General features: G+C 57.8%; 1 protein-coding gene. It reads right to left on the minus strand.

The window, feature by feature from the left end:
- Window positions 1–344 (minus strand): secretin N-terminal domain-containing protein (locus ACWR1S_RS30945; RefSeq protein ID WP_454566154.1); only part of this gene is annotated, 344 nt, incomplete at both ends.

The following is a 344-nucleotide window of genomic DNA, read 5'->3' on the forward strand; positions in this document are numbered from 1 at the left end:
ATGCCGTTCTGGATCTGCACCACATCGGTGTCAATCGCACTTGGCGAATCAATGCTCGCAATCAACTGCGCAACGCGGGTCAGGTTCTCGGCGTAATCGGTGATGACAATGGTGTTATTGCCCGGATAGGCATTGATCGGGTTGTTCGGCGAAACGATCGGCCGCAGCACCGGAATCAGGTTCACCGCGTTCTCGTATTGCAGGCGAAACGTCCGTGTGAGCATGCCGTTACCGGCCGGTTTGTCAGCACTGTAAATCGGCCCGCCGAGCAACTTCGCATCCGCTTCCGGCACCACCTGCGCCACACCGCCAACATCGACCACACTGAAACCCTGCATGCGCAA

It is taken from the genome of Pseudomonas sp. AIG (genome assembly GCF_977020205.1).